At 69.1% G+C, this 22351-nt stretch carries 20 protein-coding genes; 10 read left to right on the top strand and 10 right to left on the bottom strand.

Annotated features, from left to right (window positions below; all coding sequences use genetic code 11):
- Nucleotides 1-2 precede the first annotated feature (2 nt).
- The 9 genes from ABMA10_RS09025 to ABMA10_RS09065 all read left to right on the top strand — a co-directional run bounded on the left by ABMA10_RS09025 (nucleotide 3) and on the right by ABMA10_RS09065 (nucleotide 10787).
- Nucleotides 3-713, top strand: coding sequence for a uracil-DNA glycosylase (locus ABMA10_RS09025; RefSeq protein WP_347868392.1), 711 nt, complete (start codon nucleotides 3-5; stop codon nucleotides 711-713).
- Nucleotides 714-778: 65 nt separating this feature from the next.
- A complete protein-coding gene (locus ABMA10_RS09030) occupies nucleotides 779-1360 on the top strand; it encodes a GNAT family N-acetyltransferase (RefSeq protein ID WP_347868391.1) in 582 nt (193 codons plus the stop codon).
- Between the two features lie 59 nt (nucleotides 1361-1419).
- Entirely contained in the window at nucleotides 1420-2850 is a 1431-nt protein-coding gene (locus ABMA10_RS09035; RefSeq protein WP_347868390.1) for an amidase, read from the top strand.
- A 47-nt stretch (nucleotides 2851-2897) separates the two neighbouring features.
- A complete protein-coding gene (locus ABMA10_RS09040) occupies nucleotides 2898-4418 on the top strand; it encodes an NtaA/DmoA family FMN-dependent monooxygenase (protein ID WP_431031436.1) in 1521 nt (506 codons plus the stop codon).
- Between the two features lie 248 nt (nucleotides 4419-4666).
- On the top strand, nucleotides 4667-6289 hold the full coding sequence (locus ABMA10_RS09045; RefSeq protein WP_347868388.1) for an ABC transporter substrate-binding protein: 1623 nt from the start codon (nucleotides 4667-4669) through the stop codon (nucleotides 6287-6289).
- A 67-nt stretch (nucleotides 6290-6356) separates the two neighbouring features.
- The gene (locus ABMA10_RS09050; protein WP_347868387.1) at nucleotides 6357-7412 is read left to right on the top strand and encodes an ABC transporter permease; all 1056 of its coding nucleotides are present in this window, start codon (nucleotides 6357-6359) and stop codon (nucleotides 7410-7412) included.
- On the top strand, nucleotides 7409-8281 hold the full coding sequence (locus ABMA10_RS09055; RefSeq protein ID WP_347868386.1) for an ABC transporter permease: 873 nt from the start codon (nucleotides 7409-7411) through the stop codon (nucleotides 8279-8281). The genes ABMA10_RS09050 and ABMA10_RS09055 overlap by 4 nt, the downstream gene beginning before the upstream one ends.
- Nucleotides 8278-9996 (top strand): dipeptide ABC transporter ATP-binding protein, encoded by a 1719-nt coding sequence (locus tag ABMA10_RS09060; protein ID WP_431031437.1) that lies wholly within the window; start codon nucleotides 8278-8280, stop codon nucleotides 9994-9996. Before ABMA10_RS09055 ends, ABMA10_RS09060 begins: the two co-directional genes overlap by 4 nt.
- A complete protein-coding gene (locus tag ABMA10_RS09065; RefSeq protein ID WP_347868384.1) occupies nucleotides 9993-10787 on the top strand; it encodes an SAM-dependent methyltransferase in 795 nt (264 codons plus the stop codon). The genes ABMA10_RS09060 and ABMA10_RS09065 overlap by 4 nt, the downstream gene beginning before the upstream one ends.
- A gap of 81 nt (nucleotides 10788-10868) precedes the next feature.
- Here ABMA10_RS09065 and ABMA10_RS09070 read toward each other — a convergent pair whose 3' ends face one another.
- From ABMA10_RS09070 to ABMA10_RS09090, 5 genes are read right to left on the bottom strand one after another with little or no spacing between them, the layout of a single operon-like run.
- Nucleotides 10869-11681: an ABC transporter ATP-binding protein gene (locus ABMA10_RS09070; RefSeq protein WP_347868383.1), complete on the bottom strand. Its 813-nt coding sequence runs from the start codon at nucleotides 11679-11681 to the stop codon at nucleotides 10869-10871.
- Nucleotides 11674-12462: an ABC transporter ATP-binding protein gene (locus ABMA10_RS09075; RefSeq protein WP_347868382.1), complete on the bottom strand. Its 789-nt coding sequence runs from the start codon at nucleotides 12460-12462 to the stop codon at nucleotides 11674-11676. The genes ABMA10_RS09070 and ABMA10_RS09075 overlap by 8 nt, the downstream gene beginning before the upstream one ends.
- A complete protein-coding gene (locus ABMA10_RS09080; protein ID WP_414693659.1) occupies nucleotides 12459-13370 on the bottom strand; it encodes an ABC transporter permease in 912 nt (303 codons plus the stop codon). Before ABMA10_RS09080 ends, ABMA10_RS09075 begins: the two co-directional genes overlap by 4 nt.
- Nucleotides 13367-14326: an ABC transporter permease gene (locus ABMA10_RS09085; protein WP_347868381.1), complete on the bottom strand. Its 960-nt coding sequence runs from the start codon at nucleotides 14324-14326 to the stop codon at nucleotides 13367-13369. The genes ABMA10_RS09080 and ABMA10_RS09085 overlap by 4 nt, the downstream gene beginning before the upstream one ends.
- Entirely contained in the window at nucleotides 14323-15831 is a 1509-nt protein-coding gene (locus tag ABMA10_RS09090) for an ABC transporter substrate-binding protein (protein ID WP_431031438.1), read from the bottom strand. Before ABMA10_RS09090 ends, ABMA10_RS09085 begins: the two co-directional genes overlap by 4 nt.
- A gap of 265 nt (nucleotides 15832-16096) precedes the next feature.
- Here ABMA10_RS09090 and ABMA10_RS09095 point away from each other — a divergent pair, with 265 nt between their 5' ends.
- On the top strand, nucleotides 16097-16558 hold the full coding sequence (locus tag ABMA10_RS09095; RefSeq protein ID WP_347868379.1) for an SIP domain-containing protein: 462 nt from the start codon (nucleotides 16097-16099) through the stop codon (nucleotides 16556-16558).
- Between the two features lie 26 nt (nucleotides 16559-16584).
- On the opposite strand, the gene ABMA10_RS09100 is transcribed toward ABMA10_RS09095, so the two are convergent.
- The 5 genes from ABMA10_RS09100 to ABMA10_RS09120 all read right to left on the bottom strand — a co-directional run bounded on the left by ABMA10_RS09100 (nucleotide 16585) and on the right by ABMA10_RS09120 (nucleotide 22326).
- Nucleotides 16585-17007 (bottom strand): Fe-S oxidoreductase, encoded by a 423-nt coding sequence (locus ABMA10_RS09100; protein ID WP_347868378.1) that lies wholly within the window; start codon nucleotides 17005-17007, stop codon nucleotides 16585-16587.
- Nucleotides 17004-18419 (bottom strand): dihydrolipoyl dehydrogenase family protein, encoded by a 1416-nt coding sequence (locus ABMA10_RS09105; RefSeq protein ID WP_347868377.1) that lies wholly within the window; start codon nucleotides 18417-18419, stop codon nucleotides 17004-17006. The genes ABMA10_RS09100 and ABMA10_RS09105 overlap by 4 nt, the downstream gene beginning before the upstream one ends.
- Entirely contained in the window at nucleotides 18416-19276 is an 861-nt protein-coding gene (locus ABMA10_RS09110; RefSeq protein ID WP_431031439.1) for an arginase family protein, read from the bottom strand. Before ABMA10_RS09110 ends, ABMA10_RS09105 begins: the two co-directional genes overlap by 4 nt.
- Before the next feature lie 125 nt (nucleotides 19277-19401).
- Nucleotides 19402-20178 carry a PspA/IM30 family protein gene (locus ABMA10_RS09115; RefSeq protein ID WP_431031440.1) on the bottom strand — a complete coding sequence of 259 codons (777 nt, stop codon included), beginning with the start codon at nucleotides 20176-20178 and terminating at the stop codon, nucleotides 19402-19404.
- Between the two features lie 84 nt (nucleotides 20179-20262).
- Entirely contained in the window at nucleotides 20263-22326 is a 2064-nt protein-coding gene (locus ABMA10_RS09120) for a TPM domain-containing protein (RefSeq protein WP_347868374.1), read from the bottom strand.
- Between the last annotated feature and the right edge of the window lie 25 nt (nucleotides 22327-22351).

Consider the following 22351-nt stretch of genomic DNA (forward strand, 5'->3'; position numbering starts at 1 on the left):
CGATGGTCGACGGCATCCTCGGCGGCGGCCCGGCCGCCCTTGCAGCGGCGGGGCTCATGGACGAGGCCTGGGCCGAAGCGCTCGACCCTGTCGCAGACGACCTCCTCGCGATCGAGCGCTGGCTGGGAGAACAGCGCGCCCAGTGGCTTCCGGCCCCGGAGCTCGTCCTCCGCGCGTTCCGTCTGCCCCTCGACGACGTCCGTGTGCTCATCGTCGGCCAGGACCCGTACCCGACACCAGGCCACCCGATCGGATTGTCGTTCGCCGCGGATCGAGACGTTCGTCCCGTCCCGAGGAGCCTCGTCAACATCCACCGGGAGCTTCGCGACGACCTCGGGATCGAGCCACCGCAGCACGGCGACCTCAGCTCGTGGACCGAGCAGGGCGTCCTCCTGCTGAACCGCGTCCTGACCGTGGAGGCCGGCAGCGCCGGCTCCCATCGCCGTCACGGCTGGGAGACGGTGACCGAGCAGGCCGTCAGTGCGCTCGCCGCGCGGGGCGGGCCACTCGTCGCGATCCTGTGGGGCAAGGACGCCGAGCGCCTGGCTCCGCTGCTCGATGCGACAGCGGATCCCGACCGCCTCGTCATCGTGTCGGCCCATCCGAGCCCGCTGTCCGCCTCGCGCGGATTCTTCGGCTCACGACCGTTCAGCCGTGCGAACGAGTTCCTGACCTCGCGCGGCGCAGCGCAGATCGACTGGTCGCTGCGCTGAATCGTTGCGGCGCACGGGCCGCGCAAGGGCTGTCCGCGGTCCTGCCGCCTGGCTAGGCTTGGGGCATGCTGGAAGAGGAGTACGAGCCGAGGCGCAAGCTTCCGCCCCATCTGCGCAAGCCGCCGACTCCCGAGGCGCCCTTCAGCTTCACGATGCGGGAGGCGACCCCCGAGGACCTGCCCGACATCCGGGCGATCTACAACCACTACGTCGCCAACAGCATGGTCACCTTCGATGAGGACGCGATGACGCTCGCGGAGTGGCGTTCGAAGTTCACCTACCTCAGGCGATTGCAGCTCCCCTTCATCGTCGCCGTGAACCCGAGCGGTCAGATCCTCGGGTACGCGCTGTGCGCGCCGTGGAAGCAGAAGCGCGCCTACCGCTTCACCGTGGAGAGTTCGATCTACCTCGGGGCTGCAGCCACCGGGAAGGGGCTCGGGACGGACCTGCTCGCCGAGCTCGTCGAACGTGCGAAGGCCGCCGGGCTCAAGGAGATGCTCGCGGTGATCGCCGACAAGGGCGCTGAGTCGTCGATCGCCCTGCACGAGAAGTTCGGCTTCACCGAGGTCGGACGCATGGGTCGTGTCGGGTTCAAGTTCGACCGTTGGATCGGCACCGTGCTCATGCAGAAGTCGTTGAAGCGGTAGCACCTCGACAGGCTCGGTGGCCGGGTCCGGCTCGGTGACCGGGTCGGTAGGCTTGGGGAATGGCGGACCTCCACGAGTTGACGGCCCTCGAGCAGTGGCAGGCGCTCCAACGCGACGAGGTGTCACCGACCGAGTTGGCCCGGCACTACCTCGATCGCATCGAGCGGTTGGACGGCGAGATCGGGGCGTTCACCGCCGTCGCCGCGGGCGGACTCCCGGCTCGTCTCGCCGCCGTCGAGTCCCTTCCGCGCACCGCTCCGCTGTGGGGACTGCCGCTCGCCGACAAGGACCTCGTGGCCCGCACGGGTCTTCCCGTCCGATACGGCTCGCGGCTCACAGCCGACGTCGTCGCGACCGCCGATGACGAGCTCGTCGCGGTGCTCGACCGAGCCGGGGCGGTGAGCCTCGGGAAGACAGCCACTCCGGAATTCGGGCTCTACGGCTACACGGAGCCGATCGGAGGGGTGCCGACCCGGAACCCGTGGGCGCTCGACCGAGGCGCTGCGGGATCAAGCGGTGGCGCGGCGGCGGCGGTCGCAGCACGACTCCTCCCGTTCGCTCCCGGTTCCGACGGCGGTGGTTCGATCCGTATTCCGGCAGCGGCATGTGGTCTCGTCGGCTTGAAGCCTACCCGCGGCCTCGTCCCGGTGGGCTCGGGCGTCGATCGTCTGGCGGGTCTCGTCGTCTCGGGACCGATCGCCCGGACCGTCGCCGATGCCGTGCTGCTGCTCGACGCCATGATCGAGCGCGTCCACGGGCGCATCGACCACCACTTCACCCTCCGAGCGCCGGAACAGGACGACGGTCCGCTCCTCGGTCACGCGATCCGAGGGGAGGGCCGTTTCCAACTGGCGGTCCTCCGCGGCTCGCCGTGGGACAACGCCTTCGACCTCCGCTACGACCCGGGAGCCATCGAGGCCGTCGACGTCGCGGTGCAGGCGCTGAGCGGCATGGGGCACGGTATCGACGAGGTGCGCCTGCGGGACGCCGACCGTTACCCGACGGACTTCACGACCATCTGGCAGGCCTCGGCCTCCGGGGTCCCGGCGACCACAGATGCGGAGCTCGCCCTCCTCGAACCGATCACGCGCACGCTCGTCGAGCGCGGACGGTCGCTCCGTGCGACGACGCTCATGGAGACGCTCTCGAGCCTGGCACGATTCGAACGCAGCGTGCTCGCGCAGTTCGCCCCGTTCGATGCGGTCATCACCCCGGCACTCGCAGAGACGCCTCGCCCGATCGGCTGGTACGACACCCGCTCGCCCGAACTGAACTTCGAGCAGCAGGTCCGCTACGCGCCGCACACCTCCTTCGTGAACGCCACCGGTCTGCCGGCCATCACACTCCCTGTGCATCAGACGTCCGACGGACTCCCGATGGGGGTGCAGCTCATCGGCCGTCCGGGCGGTGAAGCGACACTGCTCGCGCTCGGCGCCCAGCTGGAACGGCGTCTGCGCTGGCAGCACAGGGTGCCTCCGATCGCTCGCTGACCGGTCCCGGCCGGGAGGCGGCCGGCCCCGCCCGGATGTGACGGGATATGACGCGGCCGACGGGCGAGGCGGGTGGACGCGCGCCTAGGGTGCTCAGGCGGCTCATCGGAACCGATCGATCGGCCGCTCCACCAGAGGAGCAGATCATCACCGTCCAGCGACCCCCCAAACAGCTCATCCTCAACCTGTTCGAGATGAACTGCGTCAGTCACATCACGCACGGTCTGTGGCGGCTGCCGGGTAATCACCGGGAGCAGTACACGGACATCCGCTACTGGACACGGATCGCCCGCACAGCGGAGGAGGGCGGGTTCGACGCGATCTTCATCGCCGACGTCGTCGGAGCCTACGACGTCTTCCGCGGTGGCCCGGCAGACGCGCTCCGCGAGGGGCTGCAGATCCCCAACAACGACCCGATGCTCGTCGTCCCGGCGATGGCGGCGGTCACCGACCACCTCGGCTTCGGGATCACCTTCTCCACGAGCTACGAGCCGCCGTTCGCCTTCGCCCGACGGATGTCGACACTCGACCACCTGACGAACGGGCGGGTGGCCTGGAACATCGTCACCTCGTATCTGCCGAACGCCGCGCGGAACTTCGGCCTGTCGGAGGAGATCCCGCGCGATGAGCGGTTCGCGATAGCCGAGGAGTACCTCGACGTCGTCTACAAGCTCTGGGAGGGGTCCTGGGACGACGACGCCGTCATCCGTGACCGTGACGCCGGCGTCTACTCGGACCCCGACAAGGTGCGCTACATCGATCACGTCGGGACGCACTTCCAGGTCGCGGGCCCGCACCTGTCGGAACCGAGCGCTCAGCGTACCCCCGTGCTGTTCACCGCGACCGCGTCTCCGGCGGGCATCGCCTTCGCCGGCCGCCACGCGGAAGCGGTGTTCACGGGCGTCCGTGGGCCGGGTGGCGCCGGTCCGCTGCTCGAGCGGTTCCGCGCCGCAGCGGCGGAGAACGGCCGTGACGGCGCTGCGCTGAAGATCGTCGTGCAGGCGGCGGTGATCGTCGCACCCACCCAGGAGGAGGCCGAGACCAAAGCCGCCCGATACCGCGAGTACGCGAGCATCGTCGGGCGGTACGTCCATGCGAGTCTGCCCTTCGATCCCGCTGCGCATCCGGCCGAGCGCACGGTCGCGGAGGCGCTCGCGGTCGAGGGTGCGGCACCAGACGCGCTCCCCGCGCAGGTGACGGCCGGGACCGTCGGTGACTTCGTCGCCCGGGTCGGCAGCGACCTCGAACAGGACTTCTACGCTGTCGGCACGCCGGAGGTGGTGGCCGATGAGATCGAGCGCTGGCTCGACGAGGTCGGCATCGACGGGATCAATCTCCGGCAGTACCACAGCTTCGACACCCTGACCGATTTCGTCGAGCTCGTCGTTCCGGAGCTGCGGCGTCGTGGTCGACTGCGCGACGCCTACCGTCCAGGCGAGACGCTCCGGGAGCGGTTGACCGGCGGTGCGGCACGCCTCCCCGACGATCATCCCGCGGCCCGCTACCGCGGCGGTCGAGAGCTCGGCACCGACCGGATCGCCGCCGAGCTGACGGGATCACGAGCATGACCCGCCTGTTCGGCGACTGGCACCTGAGCGGGGCGGCTCCCGATCCGTGGGCCAGGCGACATGCGGCGCTCCCCGTGCCGTCGCGCAGCACGGAACCCGTCGCCTCGTGTCACAAAACGTCACCGGCGGAGCTCATCGGAAACCTGTCGTAACACTCCGGTGTGGGTGCCGGATCCGGCCCCAGGATGGGCAACCACACCGGCTCAGCACCGGCGACCCGCCCCCACCGATACCCAGGAGCATCCGTCATGACCCGAACCTCCAGACGGCGAGCCCGACTCGCCGCAGCAGCCTTCGTCGCGTTGAGCATCACGCTCACGGGCTGCTCCGCTGCATCGGCCTCCTCGGATGCCGACGGCGGCAGCCTCACCTACCTCGACGCCGAGATCCCGACGTCGGCGCAGGTGCAGGAGTCCGGAACCTGGCAGACCAGGGCGCTGCAGCAGAACATCACAGACCGCCTGATCTCCCGCAACGCGGAGACCAACGAGCTCGAGCCGTGGATCGCCGACTCCTGGACCGTGAGTCCCGACGGACTCACCTACACCTTCGTCATCCGGGACGGCGTGACCTACAGCGACGGCACCGACGTCGACGCCAAGAGCGTCGCGAAGAACCTGAACTGGCAGTCGACCGGTGACGACGCGAAGGGCACGACCCCGAACGCGCAGTTCCCCGCGGGCCTGGTCGCCACCGCCGATGACGCCGCGAGCACCGTCACCGTCGTCCTGCCCACGCCGTACGCGCCGTTCCTCAACGTGCTCACCGGTTGGGGTGCCGGGCTCGTCGCCGACGCCACGATCGATGCGAGCAAGGAGGAGCAGTCGAAGTTCGTGAACCTCATCGGTTCCGGCCCGTTCGTCGTGACCTCCGAGACCTACGGCAAGGAGATCGTGCTGGAACGTCGAGACGGATACGCCTGGGCGCCGCCGTCCTCGCCGAACCAGGGTGAGGCGCATCTCGCGAAGGTCACCGTCATCCCCGTGCAGGAGGACAGCGTCCGGCTCGGCACGCTGAAGTCGGGCGAGGCCGATGTGATCCGCTACGTCCAGCCGAGCGAGGAGCAGGCGCTCGCGGACGCCGGGTACGACATCGTCTCCAAGACTGGTGTCGGCCTCAGCAACCAGTGGTTCCTCCGCAGCCAGGCACCCTTCCTCGACGACATCAACGTCCGCAAGGCGCTCCTGCACGTCATCGACCGCGAGCAGATCATCGAGACGCAGTACACCGACAGCTGGACGCCCGCGAGCTCAGTGCTCTCGCCCGGTACCTTCGGCTATGTCGACGAGTCCGACAAGCTCGCCTACGATCCAGGCGTCGCGAACGCCCTCCTCGACACCGCCGGATGGACCGAGCGCGACGCCGACGGCTATCGCACCAAGGGTGGTGAGCGACTCACCGTGAAGACGTACCTCGACGTCTACGACAACACCGCGAAGAGCCTCTTCCAGCAGATCCAGAACCAGTTCAAGGACGTCGGTATCGAGCTCTCGCTGAACGAGCTGGACTATTCGACCTACTGGGCCACGGCCTTCGCGGATCCCGAGGTCGGTGCCCTGCGCGTCGGCTGGCCGCACCCGGACCCGTCCAAGGGGCTGAGCGAGTACTACAGCGCCGACGGGTCCGATCTCCTCGGCCTCGCCGGTTCCGACACGACACTGCAGTCGCTCCTCGACTCGCAGTACGCGGCGACCGACGACGACACCAGGGCGGCGATCCTCGGCTCGATCCAGGACTACCTGATCGACCAGGCCTACGTCGTACCGATCCTCAACGACAGCCAGGTGTTCGTCACCCAGCAGCGGGTGAAGGGCTTCTCGCTGACGGACGGCGCGCTCCCCGAGTTCTACAACACCTCGATCGAGGACTGACCGGTTGGGGAGGGGCAGCACCCGCGGCCCCTCCTTGACCATCATCCGTCTGCCGTCAGGAGGCCCCATGCAGTACCGCAACCATGTGATCCGCCGTGTCGCCCAGGCGCTGCTCGTGATCGCCCTCGTCTACACCCTCGTCTTCTTCACGCTGTTCGTTCTGCCGGGCGACCCGATCGAGAACAAGCTGACGAGCCCGATCAACCCGCTGCCGCAGTCTGCCGCTGAGGCGCTGCTCGCCTATTACAACTTCGACCTCGCGCCGCTGCAGCAGTTTGGTCTCACCGTGAGCCGGTTGCTCCAGGGTGATCTCGGATACTCGCTCGTCAGCGGACGCTCCGTGGGCGAGCTCGTGGCCCAGGGCTTCTCGGACACGATCGTCCTCGCCGCCGTCGCGTTCGTCTTCACGATCGCCCTGTCGCTCGCGATCGCTCTCACCGCGGTGTACGCCCCGGGCGTCGCCGTCCGCAGCTTCGCGGGATCCATGCCCATCGCGTCGATCTCCGCACCGAGCTTCCTCATCGGCTTCGTGCTCCTGGCGATCTTCTCCTTCCAGCTCGGCTGGGTGTCATCGGTGCGCGACCAGGGATTCGTGTCGTACATCCTCCCGGCGCTGACCCTTGCGCTCGCGGTCAACGGTCCGCTGACGCAAGTCCTCATCCAGGGCCTGCGGAAGGCCGCGGATGCGCCGTTCGTGACGGTCCTGCGCGCAAAAGGCACGAGCGAGCGACGGATCGCGCTCGGGCATGTGCTGAAGAACGGTGCGATCCCGTCGATCACGATGCTCGCGCTCATCGTCGGTGAGCTGCTCGCCGGCGCGGTGATCGTCGAAGCGGTGTTCACGAGGACGGGACTCGGCTTCATGACCTTCGAGAGCGTCCGGGACCAGGACACCCCGATGATCCTCGCGATCGTCATCCTCATCTCCTCCGTCTACGTCGGGATCAACCTCGTGACCGACCTCATCTACCCGATCCTCGACCCGCGCATCGTGCGGCCGGCGCGCGCAAGTGGCCGCCGGCCGCGAGCCGCGAACCAGCGGATCGAGCGCGCGAGCACCGCGCCGGCGACGGCAGCTGCGACGCCCGGCGAGAGCCCGACGAAAGCGAGTGTGGACGCATGAGCATCCGTCTCCAACAGGACCGCGACATCATCTCGAGCTCCGCTGAGCCGGGCGCCATCGGGCGATTGGTCGCGCGCCTCGGCGTTGCCGACGTGCTGGCGATCGTCGTCGTCGGACTCGTCCTCCTCTCCGTGGTCGCCCCGGGCGTGCTCGCGCCGTTCGATCCGCTCGAACCCGACGACGCGAACGCGTTGGCGGCTCCGTCGGCCGCCCACTGGTTCGGCACCGATTCTCTCGGCCGGGACCTGCTCTCCCGTGTGATCCATGGCACCGGCCGCACCTTGCTCGGTTCGGTGGTCGCCGTGTTCATCGGGCTCGGGGTCGGGACGATCCTCGGTCTGGTCGCCGCCACGTTCGGCGGGATCGTCGACGCGGTCATCAGTCGGATCGTCGACGTCCTGCTCTCGATCCCAGGCCTGTTGCTGGCGATGGTCGTCGTGGTCGCCCTCGGGTTCGGCACGCTGAACTCGGCGATCGCCGTCGGGATCTCCTCGATCGCCGCTTTCACGCGGATCATGAGGTCCGAGGTGCTGACCGTCAAGGACCTCCCCTTCGTCGAGGCCAGCCATCACCTCGGGGGATCGCGGGCGTATGTGCTCGCGAGGCACATCTTCCCGAATTCGTACTCGGCCGTCCTGTCCCTCACCGCGCTGCAGTTCGGCCTGGCGATGATCTGGATCTCCTCGTTGAGCTTCCTCGGCTACGGTGCACCGCCGCCGGATCCGGAGTGGGGACTCCTCGTCTCCGAGGGGCGTCAGTACGTCGTGTCCTCGCCGTGGCTCGTCGTCGTCCCGGGCCTCGTGATCGCCGCCACCGTGCTCTCCATCAGCCGTCTCAGCCAGCTCACCCGCGAGAGGACCGCAGCATGACGCACCCATCCCAGCAGCAGAACGCGCTCCGTGCGGTCACCGATCAGCCGCTCCCGCTGGTCGTCGAGCGGCTCGACGTCGGGTACCGCTCCGGCGGATCGAAGCGACCGACAGGCACCGTCCGGGACGTCTCGTTCCAGGTGGGACGAGGGGAGACGGTGTCGCTCGTCGGACAGTCCGGATCCGGCAAGAGCACGATCGCACGAGCGGTCGCCGGGCTCCTTCCGGCGAACGGCGTCGTCACCGGCGGACGCGTGTCGGTGGCCGGTCACGAGGTCGCGGGCTTCTCCCGGAAGCTCTGGCGCCCACTGCGAGGTACGACCCTCGGCTTCGTCCCACAGGATCCGTTGAGCTCGCTCGACCCGTTGCAGCGCGTCGGCGTGCAGATCGCGCAAGCCGTCCAGGTGGCGGGCGAGACGCCCAGATCGGAGGTCCCGGCGCGTGTCGTCGAGCTGCTCGAGCACGTCGGTATCCGGCAGGCCGCGACGCGGGTCAGGGCGTATCCGCACGAACTGTCGGGCGGGCAGCTGCAACGCGTCCTCATCGCGATCGCGATCGCCGCGGGGCCGAAGCTCCTGATCGCCGACGAACCGACGTCGGCACTCGACGTGACGGTCCAGCGGCGCATCCTCGACCTCCTCGACGGTCTGCGTGAGGAACTCGGTCTCGGCATCCTGTTCATCACGCATGATCTGGCATTGGCGCAGGAGCGCAGCGACGCGATCGTCGTCCTCCAGGACGGTGACGTGCGGGAATCGGGAGCGGCCGAGGACGTGCTCCTGACGCCGAAGCACCCGTACACGATCCGACTGCTGTCCGACTCGCCGGCATCATCGCCGCTGCGGTACCGCGAGCGCATCCGTTCTGCCGCCGAGCATCTCCGTACCGAACAGCGTGGCGAGACGACGTCGACCGCGGCCGTGGTCGAGGTCGCACAGGTGTCGAAGCGGTACGGCCGGGATACGCAGTCGCCGCTCGCGCTCGACGGTGCATCGCTCGCCCTCAGACCGCGTTCGATCCATGCCCTCGTCGGAGAGTCCGGCTCCGGGAAATCGACGCTTGCCCGCATCGTCGCCGGACTCACCTCCTTCGATGAGGGCGCTGTCACCGTCGCCGGGCGGGGGCTGCCCCGCGAGAACCCCGTGGCCAACCCGTTCGCCCGGGATCTCCAGCTCGTCTACCAGAACCCGTTGTCGGCTGTGGACCCGAGGTTCACGGTGCGGCAGATCATCGAGGAACCGCTCCGCATCCACGGGGTGCGCAGCGCCGCAGAACGGCGGCGACGCGTTGCGACGATCCTCGACCAGGTGGCGCTGCCGACGAGCGCGCTCGGACGGCGCGCCCGCGAGGTGTCAGGCGGTCAGCGCCAGCGCGTCGCGCTCGCGCGGACCCTCATCCTCGCGCCGTCGGTCCTTGTGCTCGATGAGCCGACGTCCGCTCTGGACGTGTCGGTGCAGGCGCAGATCGTCGAACTCCTGCTGGACCTGCGTGACGAGCACGCGCTCAGTTACCTGTTCATCTCCCACGATCTCGGGCTCATCCGCCAGATCGCCGACGAGGTGACGGTGCTCTCGTCGGGCCGCGTCGTCGAGTCGGGATCGGCATCGGCCGCGCTCGATCACCCGCAGCACGAGTACACTCGGGAGCTGCTCGACGCGGTCCCGCGGTTCGATGTGGCGCGACTCGACCCCTCACGGTTCGAGGCTGTCGGATGACGAGCGCACCGACGATCCGGGAGGAAGCAGTGTCACGCACGTTCGAGGACCTGGTGGCCGAGGCCGATGCCGCGTCCGTCGACGGGTGGGACTTCTCCTGGCTCGACGGCCGCGCGAGTGAGGAGCGACCGTCGTGGCGTTTCTCGGAACTGCTCGGGAGGCGTCTCGCGGGAGTCGACTCCTCGCTCGACCTCGAGACCGGCGGGGGAGAGGTGCTCGACACGGCACAGTTGATCCCGACGCTGGCAGTCGCGACCGAGTCCTGGCCGCCGAACCTGGCGCGGGCCGCCGCCCGCCTGCACCCGCGTGGCGTCGTGGTCGTGCGGACCGAGGAGGGCGCACCGCTGCCCTTCGCGGACGGGTCGTTCCAGCTCGTCTCCAGCAGGCACCCGGTGTCGGTCGACTGGTACGACGTGGCCAGGGTCATCGCGCCCGGCGGCAGCTACCTGGCTCAGCACGTCGGCCCGTCCAGTGTGTTCGAGCTCATCGAGGTCTTCCTCGGTCCGCAGCCGGAATCGGTCCGTCGTGGTCGTCATCCCGATGACGAGTCCGCGGGCGCCCGGGCAGCGGGTCTCGAGATCGTGCAGTTGCAGACCGAGCGTCTGCGGATCGAGTTCGCGGACGTGGGGGCGATCGTCTGGTTCCTCCGCAAGGTGATCTGGATGGTTCCCGGTTTCACCTCCGAGCGGTACCTGGGTCGGCTCCGCGAGCTGGACGCGTCCCTCCGGCACGATGGTCCGTTCGTCGCCCACTCGTCACGGACGCTCATCGAGGCCCGCAAACCTCTTTGAGGCGCTGCCGTGACGGCTGGTCGGCGAGCCCGTCATCGAGTCACTCCCGGTGACCGAGCTTGTCGAGGTGCCGAGACCTCGTCAGAGGCGGGGGACCGAAGCCAACAGCTGCGTGGTGTACGGGTGGGACGGTCGGCTGAGGACTCGCGACACCGGGCCCTCCTCCACGATCGCCCCGTCTCGCATGACGATCACGCGGTCGCACAGGTGCTGGACGACGCCGATGTCATGGGAGACGAGCACGACGGCGAGGCCGAGTTCGGCGCGGAGCCGCGCGAGGAGTTCGAGGATCTGGGCCCGCACGGTCACATCGAGGGCGCTGAGCGGTTCATCGCCGACGAGGAGTCGTGGGCGGTGCACGATCGCCCGGGACAGCGCGATCCGCTGCCGCTGACCACCGGAGAACTCGTGCGGGAACCGGTCGGCGGCATCGGCGTCCAGCCCGACGAGGCGGAGGACGGCCCTGACGCGCGAGCGGTGCTCTCCGTCGATGCCGAGCGCTTGCAGCGGTTCGGCGACGATCCTGCCGACGGTCATCCGAGGGTCGAGCGAGGCGTACGGGTCCTGGAAGACGATGCCCGTCTGACGGCGGAACCGGTGCAGGCTCTTCGCACTCGCCGCGGCGGTGACCGGACGTCCCTCGAACTCGACGGTCCCGGACGAGGGCGTGTCGAGCGCGAGGAGGAGCCGGACGAGCGTCGACTTCCCGGACCCGGACTCGCCGATGATGCCGACAGCCTCGCCCGGTGCGACGACGAGGTCGTTCGGCTCGAGCGCGACCGTGCGGCTCGGGCGCTGGAAGAGGCTCTCGCGTGGGTTCGTGTACACCCGGCTGACGCCCGTGGCACGCAGAAGCGGCTGGGTCAGCTGGGTCAGGTCGGGTGTCTCAGTCATCGTCCTCGCCCTTCCAGCTCATCGTCTTCGCTGCCGCCAGCAGTCGCTGCGTGACGGGGGAGACCGGGGCGGACAACAGCTTCGCGACCGGACCGGCTTCGACGACCTTGCCCTGCGCGAGGACGACGGCGTCGGTGGCGATGCGGGACAGCACCGCGAGGTCGTGTGTGATGAAGACGAGAGAGGAACCGGTCTCGGACACCAGACGTTCGAACAGGCCGAGGATCTCGGACTGGATCGTGACGTCGAGCGCCGTGGTCGGTTCATCGGCGATGAGGAGCGACGGACGGCACGCGAGCGCGATCGCCGCAGCGACGCGCTGGCGCTGGCCACCGGAGAGCTGATGCGGGTATCGGCGGACGATACGGTCGGGTTCTGGCAGACGCACTCGGGCGGCGAGGTCGATCGCCCGCGCCATGGCCGCGCGCTTCGACGCGCCCTCGTGGATGCGCAGCGGCTCTCCGATCTGTCGTCCGATCGTGCGGATGGGGTTCAGCGCGGTGCGCGGCTCCTGGAACACGATGCCGATCTCACGTCCGCGGATCCTCGCCAGTTCGCGATCGTCGCGTCCGACGAGTTCCGTCCCCTCCCAGCGGATGCTCCCGCCCACCTCGGCTCCATCCGGCAGGAGTCCGAGGATCGCCAGAGCCGTCAGCGACTTCCCGGAGCCCGACTCGCCGATGATCCCGAACCGTGCGCCGTCCGGAACGCTGAACCCCACGCCGTCGACGACGCGTCGTCCGCCCAGGGTGATGACCAGGTCCTCCACCTCGAGGCTCATGCCGTGACCCCCTGTGGCGAGGTCGGTGTGGTCGTGGGCGCGCGGCGTCCGAGCGTCGGATCGGTCGCGTCGCGCAGGGCATCGCCGAGCAGGTTGAGCGCCAGCACCGTGATCGTGATGGCAAGCCCCGGCCACAGCACGGACAGCGGGTGCACGGCGAGGTAGGTCTGTAGTTCGCTCAGCATGCGGCCCCAGGACGGCACACTCGACGGGGCGCCGTAGCCGAGGTAGGAGAGGCCTGCCTCGGCGAGGACGGCGACCGCCATCGACCAGGACAGCTGCACGATGAAGACGGGCGCCACGTTGGGCAGCAGGTGCCTCGTGAGGTTGCGCACCGGACCGAGTCCGGCAGCTCGTCCGGCGAGCACGTACTCGCTGTGCGAGACGCGACGGATCTCGGGCCGCGTCACCCGCGCGATGTTCACACCGAAGCTGATGCCGACAGCCCAGATGACGACCCAGAGGGAGCCGCCGAACACGGATGCGATCATCATGGCGATGAGCAGGGTCGGGAAGGCGATGAGGATGTCGATGAGCACGGCGACCGCCTCACGGACCCAGCGTCGGGTGAGCGAGCCGAGGGCCGCGAGCGCGACTCCGACGATCGTCGAGACGACGGCGGAACCGATCGCGACGGCGACCGTGACCCGCGATCCTACGAGCAGCAGACTGAAGATGTCGCGGCCGACCTCGTCGGTTCCGAGCAGATGCTCGACGGACGGCGGCAGCCACTTCGCGAACGGGTCGGTGAGCTGCGGATCGTGGGGCGTCCAGAGGAATGAGATGCCGGCCGACAGGACGAGGACCGTGACGACGACGACTCCGAACGCGCCTGCAGGGCTCGTCATGAGCGCGCGGAATCCGGCTGAACCGGCGCGTGGTCGGCGAAGGCGCTGCTGCCCGCTCATGAGGTGCGCTCCCGCTCGCGGAGGCGGGGATCGACGAGGCGGTGGATGACGTCGACGACGGCGCCGATCACCAGCACCACGCCCGTGAGGACGAGGAGCTCGCCCTGCACCTTCACGAGATCGCGGTTGCCGACGTCGGCGACGAGCATCCGCCCGATGCCGGGCAGGGTGAAGAGCTGCTCGATGATGACGCTCCCGACGATGAGGCCCGCGATCTGCAGGCCGAGCACGGTGACGACGGACAGGGCGACGTTCGGCAGCCCATGACGGATGAGCGCCTGCGATCGCGTCAGCCCTTTCGCGGCCGCGGTGCGCACGTAGTCCTGACCGATCGCGTCGAGGGCGGCCGATCGGACGAACCGCAGGAGGACGGCACCCTCGACGATGCCGATCGTGAGCGCCGGCAGCAGGAGGGCGCGGATGGCGGCACCGGGATCGTCCCATCCGGCGCGCGGGAACCCCTGAGCGGGCAACCAGCCGAGCACGACTGCGAAGAGCAGCACGAGCATCATGCCCGCCCAGACGACCGGGACCGCTGCGAGGCCCTGGGAGGCGAAGGAGATGACGGTGCCGGTCGCCCGCTTGCGCCGGAGCGCAGCGAGCACGCCGAGCGGCACACTGAACGCGAGCGCGATGACGAGCGCCATGATGCCGAGTGCGAGTGTCACCTGGGCCTTCTCGACCAGTTCGCTTGCGACAGGCGTCCCGGTGATCAACGAGTTGCCGAGATCGCCGCGGAGGAGGCCGCCGAGCCAATCGAGGTACTGCAGGAGGACCGGCTGGCCGAGGCCGAGCTGCTCCCTGATCGCGGCGACCGCTTCCGGGGTGGCGTCGGTACCGGCGATGACCTGCGCCACATCGCCCGGCAGCACCCTGATCGTGAAGAAGATCAGGGCGCTGGCGGCGAGCAGCCCGACGAGGAGCAGGACGAGCCTCGTCAGGATGAAGCGGGTCACCCGGTCACGGCGACCTTCGCCAGGTTGATGCGCGCGTTGACCGAGTCGACCGGGAAGCCGGTCACGCCGTCGCGCACCACCGTGAGGGTGATCGCGGTGTAGAGCCAGTCGGCTGCGTTGTCCTTCGACACGAGGTACGCCGCCTCCTTGAGCTTCTGAGCTGCGACGGCCGGATCGGTCGCCGCTACGGATTCAGCATAGAGCGACTGCACCTGGGCGTTGTCGTAGCCGAAGTAGTAGTTCGGGTTCGCCCAGTTCTGGAAGTCGCGCGCCTCGACGTGGTTGACGTAGCTGAGGTCGTAATCCTTGTTCGTGTAGACGTCGTTCAGCCAGGTCGGGAACTCCACGCTGTCGACGTTCAGCGTCACGCCGATCGCCTTGAATTCGGACACGAGGACGTTCGCGACGGAGGTGCCGTAGAAGCTCGGGATGGTGAGCGTGAGGGACAGGTTCTCCTGTCCGGCCTGCGCGAGGAGCGCCTTCGCGGCATCGGGGTCGTAGGAGACGAGCTCGCTGAGGTTCTCATAGCCCGGGTCGAGCTCCGGGATCGGGCCGAACTGCTCGACGGCGGCACCGCCGACCGCCTCGACGATCGCTGCGTGGTCGATTGCCGTGCGGAGCGCCTGACGGACCAGCGGGTCGTTGAGCGGTGCGCGCTGGTTGTTGAACGCCAGCGTGTACTTGTCGGTCGTCTTGCCCTCGGTGATGCTGAAACCGTCGGCCTTCGTGATCTGGTCCTGCAAGTTGGCGTCGAGGGCCGTCTGCACGTCGAGTTCGCCAGCAAGGGTCGCGTTCACCGCGGAGGCGGCGTCGGGGATGTAGCTGAAGACGACCTCCTTGACGGCCGGCGCGTCGCCCCAGTAGTCGTCGTTCCGCTCGAAGGTGATGCTGTCGCCCTGCTTCCACGTCTTGAGCGTGAAGGGACCGGTGCCGTTCGCCGTCATCGACAGGTCGTTGTCGGCGCCCGCTTCGAGCACGAGACCGGCGCGGCCCGTGAGGGTCCAGAGCAGGTTGGAGTCGGGGGAGGTGAGCTGGAGCTGGACGGTGGAGTCGTCGACGGCCGTCACGGAAGCGACCTTCTGCAGTGCGACGTTGTCGACGAAGGCCGGATTCTGCTGGACCTGGGTGATCGAGTCGACGACGTCTGCCGCGGTGAGCGCTGCGCCGTCGTGGAACGTCACGCCGTCGCGCAGGACGAAGGTGTATGTGAGACCGTCATCGCTGATCTCGTGACTCTTCGCGAGGGTGTCGACGACCTCGTTCGTCTCGGTGCGGGAGACGAGGCCCTGGTACACGTTGTCGATGAGGATCTGGTCGAGTGCAGCGCCCGAGGTGGAGCGGATGTTGAGGTCCGAGGGCTCGAGGACCAGCCCGACGCGCAGGCTCGCATCCGCGTCGGCGGTGGGCTTCGCAGCCGGGCCGGCGCATCCGGTGAGGACGAGGGCGGCGCCGGTGACCGCGACGACGGCGGTGAGGAGCTGACGACGCAGCTGACGATGACGCATGATGGTCCTTTCAGGGATGCTGGGTTGGCGAGCGTCTTGTAGACGCTCAACCGAGTCCGGGCAGCGGGGATTCCCGCGTCGGGCCGCCGAATAGTGGACCGCGTCCGGAAAGCCGCGTCGCTGCGGCATCAGCGAGCGTACCCAGTCAGCGTGTGCGGTGCCACTTGCGCCGTCAGACCGCGTCACACAGTGATCGGATTGTGATCTGCCGCACAGCCGACGGTTTCGGGGCGGACCGCAGCTTAGGCATGCCTATACTTAGCCCGTGAGTTATTTCGAGGAACCGGCAGAGTTCGCACTCGCCGATGCACGTCACGTGCTCCTCGCCGGTGACGAGTCGTCCATCGGTGAGCTGGCCGACGTGCTCGCCATGCTCCCGATCTGCGCCCGTGGCCAGGTCTTCGTCGAGGTGGAGGATGCGAGCGCCATCGAACTGCTGCAGTCTCCCGGCCGCGTGGTGGTGACCTGGCTCACCCGGACGGCCCGCAGCGGCGAACCCGGCACCGGCACCGGCTGTGCCCGGGGTCAGGCCGTCGCACGGGCCACCCGCGCCTGGGCGAGCGAGATGCTCGACGTCGACGGACACGAATCGGCCGAATACCACGTGTGGATCGGCGGCGAGACGGACCACCTCATGGGCCTGCGCAACGACCTCCGCATGACGCTCGCGAGCGTCGGTGCGCGTGCAGCTCGTCGTGCCGGCGCGCCTGAACGCGCCTCGCACTGACCACGGTCGACCGACGACTCGCGGGGTCAGGTCGCGGAGCGACGACGCGGCAGATAGCCACCGGCCTCGAGCCCTGCCTCGATCTCGAACCGGTTCTGCAGCGGGTCACGGCCGGCGATCGCGTACATGAGCGGGAACAGCATGCCGTAGCGCTGCCACTGACGCTTGTGGACGGCCTCGTGCTCGAGGACGCGGGTCGAGACGTTCCGGTTGGTCAGGTACACGCCACCGACGCACGAGCCGCCGCGACCGAACGACCACGCAGGCATGCCGCGGAACACGATCATGCCGCCGCGACGCTCGACCTTTCCGGTGCTCCAGATCGCGCCCCAGATCACACCGGTGAGGGTCGCGTACCAGTAGCCGAGGCGGCTGATGGGCGTGTCGAGGAGCGGGCCGCCGCCCCTCCTGTCGCGAGCGGTACTCGCAGACGATACGGGAGCGCTCACGCACCGCTCCGATAGGTCTCGAGCAGGCGCAGCCAGATCTCGCTCATCGTCGGATAGGAGGGCACCGCGTGCCACAGCCGGTCGACGGGGACTTCGCCCACGACGGCGATCGTCGCGGCGTGCACGAGCTCTGCGACGTCCTGGCCGACGAAGGTCATGCCGATGATGACACCTCGGCTCTCATCCACGACCATCCGCGCCCGGCCCGTGTAGCCGTCGGCGTGGAGGCTCGCGCCGGCGATGCTGCCGATCTCGTAGTCGACCACGCGGTGGTCGATCCCCGCCTGCTGCGCTTGCGCGGCGGTCAGGCCGACCGCGGCGACCTCCGGCTCCGAGAAGACGACCTGAGGGACCGCCGCGTGGTCCGCGGTGGCCGAGTGGTCGCTCCACGCGGCAGTGTCCACGTCGCCGCCCGTCGCGCGAGCGGCGATGACGGACCCTGCGGCGCGCGCCTGGTACTTACCCTGGTGGGTGAGGAGTGCACGATGGTTGACGTCGCCGACCGCGTACAGCCAGTCGCTGCCGCGTACCCGGAGCTGATCGTCGACGTCGATCCAGGAGCCAGGCTCCAACCCGACCGTCTCCAGCCCGAGGTCGTCGGAGCGGGGCGTGCGTCCGGTTGCGACGACGAGTTCGGCTGCGGTGACGGCGTCATGGCCGTCGAGCTCGATCGTCACGGCGCCGTCGTCGCTTCGGGAGACCGCGGTCGGCGAGGCGTGCACGATGGTGATGCCGAGGTCGCGGAGGGATGTCTCGACGAGTTCACCGGCGAACGGTTCGGTACCGCGGAGCAGGCCGCTCCGGGCGATGAGCGTCACCTCGACGCCGAGCGAGCGGTACGCGGTCGCGAGTTCCACCGCGACGACGCCGCCGCCGAGGAAGGCGACCGACTCGGGTAGATCCTGGACACTGGTCGCCTCGCGGCTCGTCCAGGGCAGTGACTCGGCGAGGCCGGGGACATCCGGGAGGAGCGCTGCCGAGCCGGTGCACACGGCGACGGCGTGGGTGGCGAGGAGCACGGTCGTCGAACCGTCTGCGGACGTCACCGTCACCTCACGCTCACCCGTGAGCCTGCCGTGCCCGCGCACGAGGTCGATCCCCGCGCCCTCGAGCCACTGCACCTGGCCGGCGTCAGACCAGTCGCTCGTGAACGAATCGCGGCGGGCCAGCACCTTGAGCGGGTCGAGAGCCGTGTCCTCCGGGATCGAACCGCCCGTGAGCTTCGCTGCCCGGAGCGCTGCCCCGGAGCGGATGAGCGCCTTCGACGGCATGCACGCCCAGTAGGAGCACTCGCCCCCGACGAGCTCGCTCTCGACGATGACGACGCTGAGCCCGGCCTGGTGCGCATAGTCGGCGACGTTCTCGCCGACGGGTCCTGCGCCGATCACGATGAGGTCGACGGTACGGGTCATGAGGTGATTCCTGTCGTTGTCGGTGTGCTGGATCTCGGTTCTCGGCTGATCGCACCGATGATGCGGAGGATGGTTCCGAGGTCGTCGGATGCCGCGTCGGGCGATCCGGGGGAGAAGCCTGTGACGCCTGCACCGGCGAAGCCGAAGCGGGCGCGCAGTTCGGTGATGCAGTCGAGCAGGGTGGAGAGCTCGAGACCGAAGGGCACGGCCGAGCTGACCCCGGCGATGACCGAAGGATCCAACACGTCGACGTCGACGTGCAGGTACACCCGCTCTGCTCCGGTCGACTCGACGGCGGCGACGACCTCGGCCGCACTCGTCATCACGGACGAGACCATCGGGATGCTGCGTTCCTCGACGTGTGCGAGTTCGGCGTCGTCGAGATCGCGGACGCCGACGAGGACGAGGTGTGCCGGGTCGAGCGGGACCTGGGGGAGCAGACCGGCCGCGCCCTCACCGGTGAGTGCTCTGGCGACCATGTCACTGAAGGAGCCGGACGGCGAGCTGAGCGGCGTGTTGAGATTGCCGTGCGCATCGAACCACACGACCGCGATGCCGGGGTCCCGTCGGAGTGCCTCTCCGACGGAGGCGAGTTCGACACCGCAGTCGCCGCCGATCGTGATGACGGGGTCGGTGATCCCGGCGATCGCCTGGCGCTGGAGCTCGGCGGTGGTGATCAGGGAGCTGGCGCGACGGATGTCGGTGTCGAGCGCCTCGCCCGCCTCGGCCGGCACGAACACGAGCGTCGTGGCGGCCGTCGGCAGGTCTCCGCGGATCGCCTCCGCTCCGTCGATCAACTGCATGGCCCTCGACGAGCCGGAGCCCTGCCACTGTGGGACGACGACGAACTTCGTCATGCTGTGCCTTCCTGATCGGTGCGGATCCGACGTGCGCGGACGTGATCCGTGCGGAGCGGATGCTGCGACGGCGAAGGGCCTCACCGGGTGGACGGAGCGTCGCCGATGGGCCCTTCGCGCGGGTGCTAGGAGCCTGAGCTCGGCGTGTACTCGGGTCCGGCGGACTCGATGGCGGGTGAAGAGGCGGCCGGGCCGCCCTTCAGGGCTGCGAGGCGGGCCTCGACCTCAGTGAGCTCACCCAGGTCGTCGAGGTCGTTGAACTGCGCGTCGAGGCTGGATGCCGCAAGTTCCTGTTGTCCGAGGACCTTCGCCTCCTCGCGACGGATCTTGTCCTCGTAGCGGCTGAGATCGCTCGTGGGGTCGAGGATGTCGATGCTGCCGACGGCGTCCGCGACCTTCTTCTGCGCCTCCGCGGTCTTCGAGCGGGCGACGAGTTCGCTGCGCTTCGTCTTGAGTTGCTCCAGCTTCCCCTTCATGCCGTTCAGGCCGTTCTTCAGCTGGTCGACGACCTTCGTCTGCGACGCCAGCTGCGGTTCGGCCTGCTTGGCCTCGTTCTCCGCTCCGATCTGACGCTGCAGCGCGATCTTCGCGAGGTTGTCGAACTTGTCGGCGTCGGCGGCGTTGCCGGCCTGACGGTACTCGTCCGCCTTCCGGCTTGCGGCGAGGGCCTTGTTCCCCCACTCCGATGCGGCCTCCACATCCTCTTTGTGATCCTGCTCGAGGAGACGCAGGTTCCCGATGGTCTCGGCGATGGCGCTCTCGGCGTCGGCGATGGAGTTCGTGTAGTCACGGACCATCTGATCGAGCATCTTCTGCGGGTCCTCTGCGGAATCCAGCAGCGCATTGATGTTCGCCTTGGTCAACTGTGCGATTCGTCCGAAGATGGACTGCTTCTCGGCCATGGTGTGTTTCCTCTCGTGTCCTGCTCGGTGTCGTGTCGGTCGGATGATGACGGTTCGCGTCGTGGTGGTCTGTGGCGGTGTGGCTCAGAATCGGCCGCCGCCGCGACGGGAGCGGGTGCCGCCGCCGCCGAAGCTGCCCGGGCTGCGGGACGAGCCGCGCGACGAGCGGGACGAGCCGCTGGAGCCGCCCCCGAACATCCCGCCGCTCGACCGGCCTCCGCCTCCGCCGCCGAGGACGGAGTTGATGAGGATGCCGCCGAGGACCGCCCCGAGCACGCCGTTGCCGCCGCCACCCTGGCTCTGCCCGCCGCCGAAGATGCTGTCGAGTCCGCCGGCCGCCTGCGTCTGGAACTGACCGAGGTCGGCCTGCGCGAGCTGGACCGACTGGCCGGCGAGCGAGTTCGCCCGCTGCGCGAGGGAGAGCGCCTGTGCGGGGTCGGAGGACGCGAGGCCCTGCGCCTGGACGAGCGTGCGCCCCGCCTCCGCGAGCCGGGTGCGTGCCTCCGCTCCGACGGCTCCACGTCGGGAGACGATGAAGTCCTCAGCCGCCGACACCTGCGCACGAGCGGTTTCGAGCGTCTGGCCGAGCGCGGCCGCGGCACGCTGCTGCTGCTCGACGGCGGTGCGCACACCCTGCATGGCTCCGTCGATCTGAGCGTTCGCCGCGTCGAGACGTGCGAGCAGCGCGATCGGGTTGCTGGGGGCTCCCAGCGCCCCCCGCACCTGGGCGACGACGGCCGCGGTGCTCGCCACCACGGGCGCGAGGGTGCCGGTCGGATCGGGCTGGCCGCCGGCCGCGGCGATGTCGCCGTCGAGTTCGGCGAGTCGGGCCGCGAGGTTCTGCTCAGCCGCGGTGAGGTCGGCCTGGAGGCGCTTGACCGCGCCCGTCAGCTGAGCGCTCTGATCGAGGGCCTCCTCTGCCGCCCGGATCCCGACGGCGGCTTCGCCGGAGTCGCCGGCGGCGAGCTTGGTCGCTGCATCGGCCACAGCGGTGCCGACGAACGTGAGCCGTTCCTCGGCCTGCGACGCGTTGTCCACGACGGTGATGAGCGCATCAGGGGTGTATCTGCTCTGCAGCGCGGCAACGGTGTCGCGCGCCGCTCGGATGGTCGGCTCGGCCGCAGCCGCGCGCGCCCGCAGCTCCTCGACGGCGGCCGGGGCGTTCTTCTCCAGGGCGCGGAGTTCGTCGAAGGAGGCTGCTTGCTCGTCCAGGACATGATTCGCGTGCTCGCAGAGGCGGATGATGTGGATGTTCCAGTCGCGGTGCTGCTGCTCGGTGTCCGGCTCCGCGTCATCGAGCCGCTGCTTGAGTGCGAACGCCTGTGAGAGCTCGTCCTTCGCTCCAGCGAGTGCCGTCGTGAACGCGGCTGTCGACGCCTCTCCGTACGAAGCCGTCGCGAAGCCGAGCTCCTCCTCGCTCGTGCGCACGGCGTCGTCGGTCTGCACGAGGGCGCTGCCGGCGAGACGGACCAACTCGGGGATCGGGGTGGTCGTCAGCGGGTCGACGGGCTGGCCGGCGGGGCCGGTGCCGACGGATCCCGCGGCCTTGCGACGCCTGCGGGAGATGAGGAACAGGACCAACGCGCCCGCTGCGACCACCAGGACGAGGATCAGGATCACCCATGCCCCCGAGCCGATTGATCCGCCACCGGACGAGCCGATGGATCCTCCTCCGACCGCGGTGCCGAGGCCCTGGGCGGCGGCTACCCCCGCGCCGGCCCAGTCGTCTGCGCGCAGCTGCGGCAGGATGAGCTGTTGCTCGATCTCGGTCAGCTGATCGCCGGAGACGGGTCCGCTCGAATCGCCGGAGAGGTAGTAGGCGCGGTCGTCGGTCGCGACGGCGAGCAGGTACTGGTTCGGGCCGAGGTTGTTGTCCTCGGCGGTCTGGTTCGCCCACGACTCGGCGTCGCTCGGGTTCGTGAAGGTCGGGACGTAGACGACCCACAGGTCGACGTTGCGGTCGGAGGCGAGCGAGTCGATGGCATCGGTGACACTCGCGACCTCGCCGCTGCTCAACACGCCTGCGCTGTCCGCGACGCGTCCGCTGCCGAGCTGCACGGGGTCGTCGGCGATGGCAGCCGTCGCTCCTGCTCCGAGGAGCACGGCCGTGCAGAACGCCCAGATCGATATCGCCCAGCGAACCCGCATCGGTCACCTCGTCACTCGTTCGGAC

Source organism: Plantibacter sp. RU18 (assembly GCF_050613355.1).
Taxonomy (GTDB): Bacteria; Actinomycetota; Actinomycetes; order Actinomycetales; family Microbacteriaceae; genus Plantibacter.

Excerpts from the sequence above, each read along its gene's own strand:
- ABMA10_RS09025 (WP_347868392.1), top strand. The coding sequence starts at position 3 with ATGGTCGACGGCATCCTCGGCGGCGGCCCGGCCGCCCTTGCAGCGGCG.
- ABMA10_RS09030 (WP_347868391.1), top strand. The coding sequence starts at position 779 with ATGCTGGAAGAGGAGTACGAGCCGAGGCGCAAGCTTCCGCCCCATCTG.
- ABMA10_RS09035 (WP_347868390.1), top strand. The coding sequence starts at position 1,420 with ATGGCGGACCTCCACGAGTTGACGGCCCTCGAGCAGTGGCAGGCGCTC.
- ABMA10_RS09040 (WP_431031436.1), top strand. The coding sequence starts at position 2,898 with ATGACGCGGCCGACGGGCGAGGCGGGTGGACGCGCGCCTAGGGTGCTC.
- ABMA10_RS09045 (WP_347868388.1), top strand. The coding sequence starts at position 4,667 with ATGACCCGAACCTCCAGACGGCGAGCCCGACTCGCCGCAGCAGCCTTC.
- ABMA10_RS09050 (WP_347868387.1), top strand. The coding sequence starts at position 6,357 with ATGCAGTACCGCAACCATGTGATCCGCCGTGTCGCCCAGGCGCTGCTC.
- ABMA10_RS09055 (WP_347868386.1), top strand. The coding sequence starts at position 7,409 with ATGAGCATCCGTCTCCAACAGGACCGCGACATCATCTCGAGCTCCGCT.
- ABMA10_RS09060 (WP_431031437.1), top strand. The coding sequence starts at position 8,278 with ATGACGCACCCATCCCAGCAGCAGAACGCGCTCCGTGCGGTCACCGAT.
- ABMA10_RS09065 (WP_347868384.1), top strand. The coding sequence starts at position 9,993 with ATGACGAGCGCACCGACGATCCGGGAGGAAGCAGTGTCACGCACGTTC.
- ABMA10_RS09070 (WP_347868383.1), bottom strand. The coding sequence starts at position 11,681 with ATGACTGAGACACCCGACCTGACCCAGCTGACCCAGCCGCTTCTGCGT.
- ABMA10_RS09075 (WP_347868382.1), bottom strand. The coding sequence starts at position 12,462 with ATGAGCCTCGAGGTGGAGGACCTGGTCATCACCCTGGGCGGACGACGC.
- ABMA10_RS09080 (WP_414693659.1), bottom strand. The coding sequence starts at position 13,370 with ATGAGCGGGCAGCAGCGCCTTCGCCGACCACGCGCCGGTTCAGCCGGA.
- ABMA10_RS09090 (WP_431031438.1), bottom strand. The coding sequence starts at position 15,831 with ATGCGTCATCGTCAGCTGCGTCGTCAGCTCCTCACCGCCGTCGTCGCG.
- ABMA10_RS09105 (WP_347868377.1), bottom strand. The coding sequence starts at position 18,419 with ATGACCCGTACCGTCGACCTCATCGTGATCGGCGCAGGACCCGTCGGC.
- ABMA10_RS09110 (WP_431031439.1), bottom strand. The coding sequence starts at position 19,276 with ATGACGAAGTTCGTCGTCGTCCCACAGTGGCAGGGCTCCGGCTCGTCG.
- ABMA10_RS09115 (WP_431031440.1), bottom strand. The coding sequence starts at position 20,178 with ATGGCCGAGAAGCAGTCCATCTTCGGACGAATCGCACAGTTGACCAAG.
- ABMA10_RS09120 (WP_347868374.1), bottom strand. The coding sequence starts at position 22,326 with ATGCGGGTTCGCTGGGCGATATCGATCTGGGCGTTCTGCACGGCCGTG.